Genomic DNA, 12,451 nt, shown 5'->3' on the forward strand with positions numbered 1-12,451 from the left:
TCCCGGCCGGCTCGTTCCGGCCGCTCCTCCGGATCGCAAGCGACATGATCGAACACGGCCCCACGCCCAAGGATTTCCGCCAGGCCCTGCTGGACTCGGACGACAGCCTGCTGGTGCTGCGTCCGCCCCAGGCGGCGGCGCGGCCTGCGCCCGGGCAACCCGGCGTGGTGTCGGACTACGTGCCCGCCCTGCCGGACATCTTCATCGCGGTGCGCGGCGATGGCAGCGTGCTGGCCTTCAACGGCCACGTCGATCTCGGCACCGGCATCCGCACCGCCCTCGGCCAGCTGGTGGCGGAGGAGCTGGACGCGGAGCTCGGCCGCGTCAGCGTCATGCTCGGCCATACGGAGGCGGCGCCCAACCAGGGGCCGACCATCGCCAGCTCCACCATACAGATCAGCGCCATGCCGCTGCGCCGCGCCGCCGCCCAGGCGCGCGCCTGGCTGCTGGCGCGCGCGGCGCAGCGCCTGGGCGTGGCGGAAGAAGCGGTGGCGGTGGCGGACGGCGCCTTCTTCTGCCCGGCCGAGCCCGGCCGCCGCCTGGGCTACGCCGAGCTGCTGGCCGGCGAGCGGGTGCGGCTGGAGGTGGCGGCGGAATTCCCGCTCAAGCCCGCCAGCGCCCACAAGCTGGTCGGCCGCAGCACGCCGCGGGTGGACATCCCGGCCAAGGCCACCGGCGCGCTTACCTTCGTGCATGACATGCGCCTGCCCGGCATGCTGCACGGCCGGGTGGTGCGACCGCCCTATGCCGGCATCGACTGCGGCGATTTCGTCGGCCGCAGCCTGGTGAAGGTGGACCGCGACTCGGTGCGCGGCCTGCCGGGGCTGGTGGACGTGGTGGTGATCGGCGACTTCGTCGGCGTCGTCGCCGAGCGCGAGGAGCAGGCCATCGCCGCGATGAAGGCGCTGAAGGTGGAATGGCGGCTGCCGGCGCTGCCGGCGCTGGACGACGTCGAAGCCGCCATCCGCGCCATTCCGGCGGTGCGCCGGCCGCTGCGGGAAGAGGGCGACACCGATGCCGCCCTCGCCGCCGCGCCGGCGGTGCTGGCGCGCAGCTACGTCTGGCCCTACCAGATGCACGGCTCCATCGGCCCCTCCTGTGCGCTGGCCGACTACCGCGAGGGCGGGCTCACCGTCTGGTCCGGCACGCAGAACCCGCACATGCTGCGGGTGGACCTCGCCCGCCTGCTGCAGGTGGACGAGGGCGGCATCGAGGTGGTGCGGATGGAAGCCGCCGGCTGCTACGGCCGCAACTGCGCCGACGACGTGGGGGCCGACGCCGCGCTGCTGTCGCGCGCGGTCGGCCGGCCGGTGCGGGTGCAGCTGAGCCGCGAGCAGGAGCACGCCTGGGAACCCAAGGGCGCCGGCCAGCTGATGGACGTGAAGGGCGCGGTGGATGCCGCCGGCAATCTCGCCGCCTATGACTTCGTTGCCCGCTACCCCTCCAACGATGCGCCGCTGCTGGCGCTGCTGCTCACCGGCGCCCTGGACCCCGCGCCACGCATGCTGGAGATGGGCGACCGCACCGCGGTGCCGCCCTACGCCTATCCCAACATGCGCATCGCCTGCGACGACGTGCCCGCCATCGTCCGCGCCGGCTGGCTGCGCGGCGTCTCCGCGCTGCCCAATTCCTTCGCCCACGACTCTTTCATCGACGAACTGGCGGTGGCGGCCGGCGCCGACCGGGTGGAATTCCGCCTGCGCCACCTGCCGGACAGCCGCGCCGCCGACCTGCTGCGCGCGGTGGCCGAACAGGCCGGCTGGCAGCCCGGCTGCCGCGGCAGCCGCGGCACGCCGGACGCCGACGGCCTGCTGCGCGGCCGTGGCGCTTCCTACGCGCGTTATGTGCACAGCAAGTTCCCCGGCTTCGGCGCGGCGTGGTCGGCCTGGATCATCGACCTCGCCGTCGATCCCGCCAGCGGCGCGGTCACCGTGGAGCGGCTGGTGGTGGGCCAGGACACCGGGATGATGGTGAACCCGGACGGCGTGCGCCACCAGATCCACGGCAACGTGCTGCAGACCCTGAGCCGCATGTTCAAGGAAGAAGTGCGCTTCGCCGACGGCCGCGTCGCCGCGCTGGAGTGGGGCGCCTACCCCATCCTCGGCTTCGCCGAAGTGCCACCGGTGGAAGTGCTGCTGATGCCCCGGCAGGACGAGCCGCCGCTGGGCGCCGGCGAGTCCGCCTCGGTACCGGGCGCGGCGGCGGTGGCGAATGCGCTGTTCGATGCCACCGGCCTGCGCTTCCGCCGGCCGCCGTTCACCCGGGCGCGTATCGGTGAGGCGCTGGCCGGGGTTTGTGACGTGGTGGGGTGAGGGGCTGCGGCGGGTGGGTGCGCATGAGTGGCACGCGAGGGCCGCCCGCCGGCTGGCCGCAATGCGGTTCAGGTAGCCGGATGCGGCTCAGCTGGTCGAGCGCGGTTCAGTCAGTCGGATGCGGCTTCAGGTAGCCGGATGCGCTTCAGATAGTCGAGCAGCGTGGTTTTCTCCCCTCTCCCCTCGCGGGAGAGGGAGAGACCGCGGTGCCTGCGGTGTGATCGAGTTACCTGAACCGTCTGCCTGGCGGCTGTGGCGGCTTCAGCCCCTCACTCCGCCGCCACACTCTCCTCCGCATCCAGCAGATCCGAGTGCCACCCCCCGCCCAGCGCCACCACCAGCTGGGCGCTGGCGATGAGGCGGCTTTGCAGCAGGGTGAGGGCGCTGCGTTCGTTGCTGAGCGCGGTGGCCTGCACGCTCACCACGTCCAGGTAGCTGATGAGCCCGGCCTTGTACTGGTTGGTGGTCAGGCGCAGGGATTCGCGGGCGGCATCCAGGGCCTCGCGCTGCACCGCGGCTTCTTCCTCCAGCACTTTCAGCTGCACCAGGTAGTCCTCCACTTCGCGGAAGCCGTCCAGCACGGTCTGGCGGTACTGGGCGACGGTCTGGTCGTAGGCGGCGACGCGGCGGTCCACTTCGGCGCTGCGCTGGCCGGCGTCGAACAGGGTGAGGGCCAGCTGCGGGCCCAGGGACCAGAAGCGGTTGGGCACGCTGATCCAGTCGCGGAAGGAATTGCTGCTGTAGCCGCCGCTGGCGCTCAGGGTGAGATCGGGGAACCAGGCGGCTTCGGCGACGCCGATCTCGGCGTTGGCGGCGATCACCGAGCGCTCGGCGCTGGCGATGTCAGGCCGCCGTTCCAGCAGCTGCGAGGGCAGGGCGAGCGGGATGTCCGGCAGCGGCGGCACCGCCTCGCGCACCGCCAGCGAGAAGTCCGCCGGCGGCACGCCCAGCAGCACCGCGATGGCGTTTTCCAGCTGGGCGCGCTGCCAGCGCAGGTCCACCAGGCTGGCCTCGGTGCTCTTCAGTTGCGTCTGCGCCTGGGCGACGTCGGCGCGGGCGGCGACGCCGGCCTTGTACTGGTTCTGCGTCATCTGCAGCGAGCGGCGGTAGGCCTCCACCGTGGCCTGCAGCAGGCGCTGCTGTTCGTCCATCACCCGCAGCTGCAGGTAGTTCTGCACCAGTTCGGATTGCAGGCTGAGGCGGATGGCGGCGAGCTCGGCCAGGCTGGCGGCGGTGCTGGCGTTTTCCGCTTCCACGGTGCGGCGCAGCTTGCCCCACAGGTCCAGCTCCCAGCTGGCGCTGAGCTGGGCATCGTAGTTGTTGCGCACGCTGCCGGCGCCGGTGCTGCTGCTGGAGCTGCCGGAGCGGGTGCGGCCGACGCTGGCGTTGACGCTGGGGAAGAGGGCGCCGCGTGCACTGCGCGCCAGGGCGCGGGCCTGGCGGTACTGGGCTTCGTACTGGGCGACGGTCTGGTTGGCGCCGTTCAGGCGGTCTACCAGGGCGTTGAGTTCGGCGTCGCCGTACAGCTCCCACCAGGCGCCGCGGGCCAGCGCGTCGGCCGGCGCGGCCTGGCGCCAGCCGTCGGCCTGCTTGAACTGGGCCGGAGTGGCGATTTCCGGGCGGCGGTAGTCGGGGCCGATGGCGCAGCCGGCGAGGACGGTGCCGGCGAGCAGGGCGAGGGCGAGGGGCCGCAGGCGGCGGACGGGGTGGCTGGCGTGGGGTGAAGCGAAGGCGGTCATAGATGCTCCAGCGGGGCGTCGGTGGTGACGCCGCGGCGGCGGTTCGTCCAGTGGCGCAGGCGGTCGAGGTAGAGATAGACCACCGGCGTGGTGTAGAGGGTGAGCAGTTGGCTGACGGCCAGGCCGCCGACGATGGCGATGCCCAGCGGCCGCCGCAGCGGCGCGTCGCCGCCGGTGCCCAGCAGCAGCGGCAGCGCGCCCAGCAGGGCGGCCAGCGTGGTCATCATGATGGGGCGGAAGCGCTTCACGCCGGCATCGAGGATGGCTTCGCGCGGCGCCATGCCGAGGCGGCGCTCGGCGTCCAGCGCGAAGTCGATCATCAGGATGGCGTTCTTCTTCACGATGCCGATGAGCAGGATGATGCCGATGAGCGCGATCAGGCTCAGCTCGGTCTTGCACGCCATCAGCGCCAGCAGCGCGCCGACGCCGGCCGAGGGCAGGGTGGAGAGGATGGTGAGCGGGTGGATGTAGCTCTCGTACAGCATGCCGAGCACGATGTAGACCGCCACCAGCGCCGCCAGGATGAGCAGCGGCTGCTGGGCCACCACCTTCTGCAGCTCGCCGGCGGTGCCGGCGAAGCCGGCCTGCACGTTGAGCGGCAGGTTCACCGTGCGCAGCGCCTCGCGGATGGCCTGCTGGCCCTGCTCCAGGGTGACGCCGTCCGGCAGGCTGAAGGAGACGGTGGTGGAGGCGAACTGGCCGTCGTGGTTCACCTGCAGCGGCGCGTTGTTGTAGCTGACCGAGGCGATGGACGACAGCGGCACCCGCTCGCCCGCCGAGGTGACCACCTGCAGGCTGCGCAGGGCGTCGGCGCTCTGGCGATAGGCGTCGGCAACGACGAGGACGACGTGGTACTGGTTCTGCGCCTCGTAGATGGTGGACACCTGGCGCTGGGTGTAGGAGTTATTCAGCACCGCGGTGATGGTCTGCACGTTTATGCCCAGGCGGCGGGCGGCGTCGCGGTCGATATGGATGTAGACCTGGATGGCCTTGGCCTGGGAGTCGCTGTTCACATCGGTGATCTGCGACACGTCGCGCATCGCCGCTTCCACCTTGGGCGCCCAGGCGCGCAGGGCGTCGAGGTCGTCGCTCTTCAGCGTCAGCTGGTAGGTGGCGTTGCCGGAGCGGGCGCCGATGCGCAGGTCCTGCATGTTCACCAGGAACATGTTGGCGCCCGGCACATTGCCCAGCTGCATGCGCAGCCGCGTCAGCACCAGGTTCACCGGCTCGCGCTCGGAGAGATCCTTGAGGATGACGATGAACTGGCCGGTGTTGGTGGAGGCGCCGGGGCCGCGGCTGCCGCCGGAAAAGCCCATCACATGTTTCACCGCCGGGTCGGCCATGAGGATGCGGCGGTAGCTTTCCAGCTTCTCCTGCAGCGCCGGGAAGGAGATGCCCTGGTCGGCAATGGCGAAGCCCATCAGGCGGCCGGAATCCTGCTCCGGGAAGAAGCCCTTGGGCACCACCGTGTAGAGGTAGACGTTGAGGCCTATGGTGGCGAGCAGGATCAGCATCATCAGCGGCGAGTGCGCCAGCGCCCAGGCCAGGCTGGCGCGGTAGCGCAGCATGAAGCGGCCGATGAAGCGGTCCGCCGCGTCGTCCGCCACCGCGTCCGGCTTGTGCTTGAGCGGCTTGAGCAGGCGGGCGCACATCATCGGCGTGAGCGTCAGCGACACCACCATGGACACCAGGATGGCGGCCGACAGGGTGACGGAGAACTCGCGGAACAGCCGCCCCATGACGCCGCCCATCAGCAGGATGGGGATGAATACCGCCACCAGCGACAGGCTCATGGACACCACGGTGAAGCCGACATCCCGCGCGCCGGCGAGCGCCGCCTGGAAGGGCGGCTCGCCATCCTCGATGCGGCTGGCGATGTGCTCGACGACGACGATGGCGTCATCCACCACGAAGCCGGTGGCGATGATGAGCGCCATCAGCGACAGGTTGTTGAGCGAGAAGCCGGCGAGATACATCACCGCGAAGGTGCCCACCAGCGAGATCGGCACCGCCAGGCTGGGAATCAGCGTGGCGCGGCCGTTGCGCAGGAACAGGAACACCACCAGGATCACCAGGCCGATGGAGATCACGAGGGTGAACTCGGCCTCGTGCAGCGAGGCGCGCACGCTGGGGCTGCGGTCTTCCACCACCGTCAGCGCCACCTCGTCGCCGAGCGCCGCTTGCAGCGCCGGCACCGCGGCGCGGACGCCGTCGGTGGTCTCGATGATGTTGGCACCGGCCTGGCGCGACACCAGCAGCAGGATGGCGCGCTTGTCGTTGTGGAAGCCGACGTTGCGGGTGTTCTCCACGCCGTCGGTGACGCGGGCGACGTCGCGCAGCCGCACCACGGCGCCATCCTGGTGGCGCACGATCAGCGGCGCGTAGTCGGCGGCCTTGCGGATGCGGTCGTTGGCGTCCACCTGCCAGCTCTGCTCGCCGCGCTCCAGCGTGCCCTTGGGCGTGTTGGCGTTGGCGGCGTCGATGGCGCTGCGCACGTCGTCCAGCGCCAGGCCGTAGTGGGCCAGCGCATCCGGATTCAGCGCCACCCGCACCGCCGGCAGCGAGCTGCCGCCCACCGACACCTGGCCCACGCCCTTCACCTGCGCCAGCTTGCGCGCCACGGTATTGGAGGCGAGGTCGTAGAGTTCGCTCTGGGCGTGCTTGTCGGAGGTGAGGGTGAGCACCATCACCGGCATGTCCGACGGGTTCATCTTGCGGTAGGTGGGGTTGCTGGGCATGCCGCTGGGCAGCATGCTCATCGCCGCGTTGATCGCCGCCTGCACCTCGCGGGCGGCGGTGTCGATGTTCTTTTCCAGCTCGAACTGCAGCATCACCGAGGTGCTGCCCTGCGAGCTGCTGGAGCTCATCTCGGTGATGCCGGCGATGCGGCCCAGCGCGCGCTCCAGCGGCGTCGCCACCGAGGAGGCCATGGTCTCCGGGCTGGCGCCGGGCAGGCTGGCGCTGACGACGATGGTGGGGAAATCCACCTGCGGCAGCGGCGCCACCGGCAGCAGCCGGTAGGACAGCCAGCCGGCCAGCACCAGGGCCAGCGTCAGCAGCACGGTGGCGACCGGGCGGCGGACGAAGGGGGTGGAGATGTTCATCGCCTTCAGCCCGCCTCAACCCCGGTGGAGCCTGCCGGCGCCGCCGGCCGCCAGCGCCGGGCGAGGCGGTCGAAGCAGAGGTAGATCACCGGCGTGGTGAACAGCGTCAGCACCTGGCTGAGCAGCAGGCCGCCGACCATGGCGATGCCCAGCGGCTGGCGCAGTTCGGCGCCGGCGCCGCCGGCCAGCATCAGCGGCAGCGCGCCCAGCAGGGCGGCCATGGTGGTCATCAGGATGGGGCGGAAGCGCAGCAGGCAGGCCTGGTAGATGGCTTCGCGCGGGGGCTTGCCCTCGCTGCGTTCGGCCTCCAGCGCGAAGTCGATCATCATGATGGCGTTCTTCTTGACGATGCCGATCAGCAGGATGATGCCGATCACCGCCACCATGCCGATCTCCTCGCCCGCCACCATCAGCGCCAGCAGCGCGCCGACCGCCGCCGAGGGCAGGGTGGAGAGGATGGTGATGGGGTGGATGAAGCTCTCGTAGAGGATGCCGAGCACGATGTACATCGTCACCACCGCCGCCAGGATCAGCAGCAGGGTGTTGGACAGCGAGGCCTCGAAGGCCATGGCCGCGCCCTGGAAGCGGGTCTGCAGGCTGCCGGGCAACTGCATCTCCGCCTCCACCTTGCGGATGGCCTCGGTGGCCTCGCCCAGCGCCACGCCGGAGGCGAGGTTGAAGGACACGGTGGCGGCGGGGAACTGGCCGACGTGGTTGATCGCCAGCAGGGTGTTGCGCTCTTCCACCGTGGCTACCGCGGACAGCGGCACCTGCACGCCGTCGCTGCCCGGCACGTGCAGCAGCGCCAGCGCATCCGGCCCGGCCTTGAACTGCGCCGGCACCTCCAGCACCACCCGGTACTGGGTGGCCTGGGTGTAGATGGTGGAGATGAGGCGCTGACCATAGGCGTTGTACAGCGCGGCGTCGATGGCCGAGAGCGTCACCCCCAGGCGGGAGGCGGCGTCGCGGTCCACCTTAATGTAGGCCTGGCCGCCCTTGTCCTGCAGGTCGCTGGCGACGTCTTCCAGCTGCGGCAGCTGCTGCAGGCGCTCGACCAGCTGCGGCGTCCATTTGCGCAGCACGTCCACATCCGGGTCGGTGAGCATGAAGCGGTACTGGGTGCGGCTGGTCTTGTCCTCGATGGTGAGGTCCTGCACCGGCTGCAGGTAGAGCTTGATGCCTTGCAGCTCCGCCAGCCGCGGCTTGAGCCGGGCGATGACTTCGCTGGCGCTGGCGTCGCGCTGGCCGTGGGGCTTGAGGTTGATCAGCATGCGGCCGGTGTTGAGCGCCTCGTTGCTGCCATCCACGCCGATGAAGGAGGACAGGCTGTCCACTGCCGGGTCGGCCAGCACCGCGTCGGCCAGCCTTTGCTGGCGTTCCGACATGGCCTGGAAGGAGATGCTCTGCGGCGCTTCGGAAATACCCTGGATCATCCCGGTGTCCTGGACCGGGAAGAAGCCCTTGGGCATCACGATGTAGAGCAGGGCGGTGAGGCCCAGCGTGGCGATGGCCACCAGCAGGGTCAGCGGCTGGTGGTCCAGCACCCAGCTGAGGCCCTTGGCGTAGCGGGCGATGAGGCCATCGATGAAGCCGCCGGCGGCACGGCCGAAGCGGCTCTGCTTTTCTTCCGGGATGTGGCGCAGCAGGCGCGCGGCCATCATCGGCGTCAGCGTCAGCGACACCAGCATGGACACCAGGATGGCGACCGCCAGGGTGATGGCGAACTCGCGGAACAGACGGCCGGCGATGTCGCCCATGAACAGCAGCGGAATCAGCACCGCGATCAGGGAGAAGGTGAGCGAGATGATGGTGAAGCCGATCTGCGCCGAGCCCTTCAGCGCCGCCTGCAGCGGCGATTCGCCTTCCTCCAGGTAGCGGGCGATGTTCTCCACCATGACGATGGCGTCATCCACCACGAAGCCGGTGGCGATGGTGAGCGCCATCAGGCTGAGGTTGTTGATGGAGAAGCCGGCGAGGTACATGACGCCGAAGGTGCCGACCAGCGACAGCGGCACCGCCACGCTGGGAATCACGGTGGCGGAGAAGTTGCGCAGGAACAGGAAGGTGACCATGACCACCAGCGCCACCGCCAGCGCCAGCTCGAACTGCACGTCCTTCACCGAGGCTCGGATGGTGACGGTGCGGTCGCTGAGGATGCGCAGGTCCACGTTCTCCGGCAGGCTTTCCTCCAGCCTGGGCAGCAGCGCCTTGATGCGGTTCACCACCTCGATGACGTTGGCGCCGGGCTGGCGCTGCACGTTGAGGATGACCGCCGGGCTGCGGTCCGCCCAGGCGGCGAGCTTGTCGTTCTCCCCCGCGTCGGTGGCGGTGGCGACATCGCGCAGGCGCACCGGGGCGCCGTTCTTCCAGGCGACGATGAGCTCGCGGTATTCCTCCGCCGACTTCATCTGGTCATTGGCGTCGATGGTGGTGGAGCGGGTGGGGCCGTCGAAGCTGCCCTTGGAGCCGTTGAGGTTGTTGGCGGCGATGGTGGCGCGCAGGTCGTCCAGGCTGAGGCCGTAGGCGGCCAGCGCAGTGGGATTGGCGGCGATGCGCACCGCCGGCTTCTGGCCGCCGCCTAGGCTCACCATGCCGACGCCGGACACCTGGGCGATCTTCTGTGCCAGCCGGGTATCGACCAGGTCCTGGATCTTGGGCAGTGGCAGGCTGCTGGAGGACACCGCCAGGGTGAGAATGGGCACGTCCGCCGGATTCACCTTGCTGTACACCGGCTGGCTGGGCAGGTCATTGGGCAGCAGGCTGGAGGCGGCGTTGATCGCCGCCTGCACTTCCTGCTCGGCGGTGGCGAGGCTGGAGTCCAGGCTGAAGCGCAGGGTGATCACCGAGGCGCCGCCGGCGCTGCTGGCGGAGATTTCGTCCAGCCCGGCGATCTCGCCCAGCTTGCTCTCCAGCGGCGCGGTGATGGAAGAGTTGATGATCTCCGGGCTGGCGCCGGGGTAGAGCGTGCTGACCTGGATGGTGGGGTAGTCCACCTCCGGCAGCGCCGAGATGGCGAGCAGCCGGTAGGCGATGATGCCGGCGATCAGGATGGCCACCATCAGCAAGGTGGTGGCCACCGGCCGCAGGATGAAGGGGCGGGATGGATTCATCGCTCAGGGCCGGGCGGCGGGGGCGTTCTGGCCGGCGGCGGGTGAGGCCGCGGCGTCGTCCGGCCGGCGGCCGGCAGGCGCCGTGCCGTTGGCGGGCGCGCCATTCATCGCCGGCGCGTTGGCGGGCGAACCTGCCGGCGCCGCGCCGGGGGCGCCTTGAGTGTTCGGTGCGCCCGGGGCGCCTGGCGCACTGGCGGCGCCGGGCTTGCCGTTGGCGCCGGCCTCGCCCGACACCCGCACCGCCATGCCGTCGCGCAGGCGGTCGGTGCCTTCGGTGACCACCCGCTCGCCGGCGGCCACGCCTTCGCGCAGCTCCACCTTCTCGCCTTGGCTCTCGCCCACCTTCACCGCGCGCTTGGCCACCTTGTTGCCTTCGCCCAGCACGTACACATAGGTGCCGCTGTCGTCGCGCTGCAGCGCGCTGGTGGGAACCACGATGGCGTCCTTCAGCTGCAGGGCGTGCAGGCGCACGTTGACGAACTGGTTGGGGAAGAGGGCGTTGTCGGCGTTGTCGAACACCGCTTTCAGCTTGAAGGTGCCGGTGGTGGTGTCGATCTGGTTGTCCAGGGTGGCGAGGCGGCCGGTGGCCAGCTTGTTCTGGCGGTTGCGGTCGAAGGCCTGCACCGCCACCTGGCCGCCTTGGTCCAGGCGCCGGCGCACCGTCTGCAATTGGTACTCCGGCAGGCTGAAGACCACGGTGATCGGCTTCGTCTGGGTGATGACCACCAGCGGATCGGTGTCGCTGCTGGTGACCAGGTTGCCGACGTCCACCTTGCGCAGGCCGAGGCGGCCGGAGATGGGGGCGCGCACCTCGGTGAATTCCAGGTTGAGGCGGGCGTCATCCACCTGGGCGCGGCTGTTCTCCACCGTGCCCTGGCGCTGGCGCACCAGCGCCTCCTGGGTGTCCAGCGTCTGCCTGGCCACCGAGTCCTCGGCGTAGAGGCTGCGGTAGCGTTCCACGTCCAGTTGGGCGTTGCGCAGCTGGGCCTCGTTCTCTTTCAGCGTGCCCTCGGCCTGGGCCAGCGCGGCGCGGTAGGGGCGTGGGTCGATCTGCGCCAGCACCTCGCCGGCCTTCACCTCCTGGCCTTCCTCGAACAGCACCTTGGCGAGCTGGCCGCTGACGCGGGTGCGTACGTCCACCGTGTTGTAGGCGGTGACGGTGCCCAGTGCGTCGAAATAGAGGTTGAGGTCGGTCTTCTCGGCGGCGGTCGCGCTCACCAGGAAGCTCATGCCCATCATGCCCATCGGCGGACCGCTGCGGGGGCCACCGGGTCCGCCCGGGCCACCAGGCCCCATCATCTGTGCGCCGCCTCCGGTGGAGCGGGTCACGATCAGGGCGACGGCTAGGGCGACGATGATCAGGATCAGCACGGCGATGAGCCAGCCGCGGCGGGAGGTGCTGGGCGAAGCGGGGATATTCATGGATGGGGAGGCTGGAAAGGCGGCAAAGGGATGGAGGCTGAGGTCGGCGGCCACGTTAATTGGGCTTTTGGCGCCGCGCCAAGCGGATTAACTGTTATTTACCCGGCGCCGCATGGTACTGCCGCCCGCAGCTGCATGACACCGCGGCCTTGTACCGCTGTGTAGCGGTATCATGGAGACCGCATTGCAACATAGGCGGGCGACAGCCCCGCCCGACGGAGAGCAATTCATGGGCGAGATCGATTCCCGGCGGCAGGCCTTCCGCAACGCCATGGCGCGTCTGGCGGCGGCGGTGAACGTGGTCGTCACCAACGGCCCGGCCGGCCGCTGCGGGCTGACCGCCACCGCGGTGTGCTCGGTCAGCGACGATCCTCCCACGCTGCTGGTGTGCATCAACCGCGACAGCGCGCTCAACGCGGTGTTCAAGGCCAACGGCGTGGTGGGGGTGAACGTGCTGAGCCACGAGCATGAACAGACCGCCAAGGTCTTCGCCGGCATGACCGGCGTGCCGATGGAGGAGCGCTTCGACCGCGCCCACTGGAGCGAGGACGTGGAAGCCGGCCTGCCGGTGCTGCGCGGCGCGCTGGCGACGCTGGAAGGCCGGGTGTCGCAGGTGGCCGAGGTGGGCACCCACTCGGTGCTGTTCATCGAGATCGAGCGCATAGACACCGGCCCGGCCGGCGACGCGCTGGTGTATTTCGAACGCAGCTTCCTGTCGCCCCAGCCCATCGTGCTGGCGGCCTGAGCGAGAACCGCCGCGGCGG

Annotated in this window: 6 protein-coding genes; 2 read left to right on the forward strand and 4 right to left on the reverse strand. The window is 70.2% G+C overall.

Going from position 1 to position 12,451, the window contains the following annotated elements:
- Positions 1-44 precede the first annotated feature (44 nt).
- Positions 45-2,312: a xanthine dehydrogenase family protein molybdopterin-binding subunit gene (locus tag C7389_RS13050; RefSeq protein WP_133592088.1), complete on the forward strand. Its 2,268-nt coding sequence runs from the start codon at positions 45-47 to the stop codon at positions 2,310-2,312.
- A 269-nt stretch (positions 2,313-2,581) separates the two neighbouring features.
- On the opposite strand, the gene C7389_RS13055 is transcribed toward C7389_RS13050, so the two are convergent.
- Genes C7389_RS13055 through C7389_RS13070 form a run of 4 tightly spaced genes read right to left on the reverse strand, consistent with a single transcriptional unit; the run spans position 2,582 to position 11,687 of the window.
- Positions 2,582-4,051, reverse strand: a complete 1,470-nt coding sequence (locus tag C7389_RS13055) for an efflux transporter outer membrane subunit (RefSeq protein WP_133592091.1) — start codon at positions 4,049-4,051, stop codon at positions 2,582-2,584.
- On the reverse strand, positions 4,048-7,155 hold the full coding sequence (locus C7389_RS13060; protein ID WP_133592093.1) for a multidrug efflux RND transporter permease subunit: 3,108 nt from the start codon (positions 7,153-7,155) through the stop codon (positions 4,048-4,050). Before C7389_RS13060 ends, C7389_RS13055 begins: the two co-directional genes overlap by 4 nt.
- Before the next feature lie 5 nt (positions 7,156-7,160).
- Positions 7,161-10,265: an MdtB/MuxB family multidrug efflux RND transporter permease subunit gene (locus C7389_RS13065; protein WP_133592095.1), complete on the reverse strand. Its 3,105-nt coding sequence runs from the start codon at positions 10,263-10,265 to the stop codon at positions 7,161-7,163.
- 3 nt (positions 10,266-10,268) lie between these two features.
- Positions 10,269-11,687: an MdtA/MuxA family multidrug efflux RND transporter periplasmic adaptor subunit gene (locus C7389_RS13070; RefSeq protein ID WP_133592097.1), complete on the reverse strand. Its 1,419-nt coding sequence runs from the start codon at positions 11,685-11,687 to the stop codon at positions 10,269-10,271.
- 229 nt (positions 11,688-11,916) lie between these two features.
- Here C7389_RS13070 and C7389_RS13075 point away from each other — a divergent pair, with 229 nt between their 5' ends.
- Positions 11,917-12,432 carry a flavin reductase gene (locus C7389_RS13075; protein ID WP_133592099.1) on the forward strand — a complete coding sequence of 172 codons (516 nt, stop codon included), beginning with the start codon at positions 11,917-11,919 and terminating at the stop codon, positions 12,430-12,432.
- The last annotated feature ends 19 nt before the right edge of the window (positions 12,433-12,451 follow it).

Source organism: Azoarcus indigens (assembly GCF_004361735.1).
GTDB lineage: Bacteria > Pseudomonadota > Gammaproteobacteria > Burkholderiales > Rhodocyclaceae > Azoarcus > Azoarcus indigens.

Bases quoted from the DNA above. Each gene is read 5' to 3' on its own strand.
- C7389_RS13050 (WP_133592088.1), top strand. From the start codon at position 45: ATGATCGAACACGGCCCCACGCCCAAGGATTTCCGCCAGGCCCTGCTG.
- C7389_RS13055 (WP_133592091.1), bottom strand. From the start codon at position 4,051: ATGACCGCCTTCGCTTCACCCCACGCCAGCCACCCCGTCCGCCGCCTG.
- C7389_RS13060 (WP_133592093.1), bottom strand. From the start codon at position 7,155: ATGAACATCTCCACCCCCTTCGTCCGCCGCCCGGTCGCCACCGTGCTG.
- C7389_RS13065 (WP_133592095.1), bottom strand. From the start codon at position 10,265: ATGAATCCATCCCGCCCCTTCATCCTGCGGCCGGTGGCCACCACCTTG.
- C7389_RS13070 (WP_133592097.1), bottom strand. From the start codon at position 11,687: ATGAATATCCCCGCTTCGCCCAGCACCTCCCGCCGCGGCTGGCTCATC.
- C7389_RS13075 (WP_133592099.1), top strand. From the start codon at position 11,917: ATGGGCGAGATCGATTCCCGGCGGCAGGCCTTCCGCAACGCCATGGCG.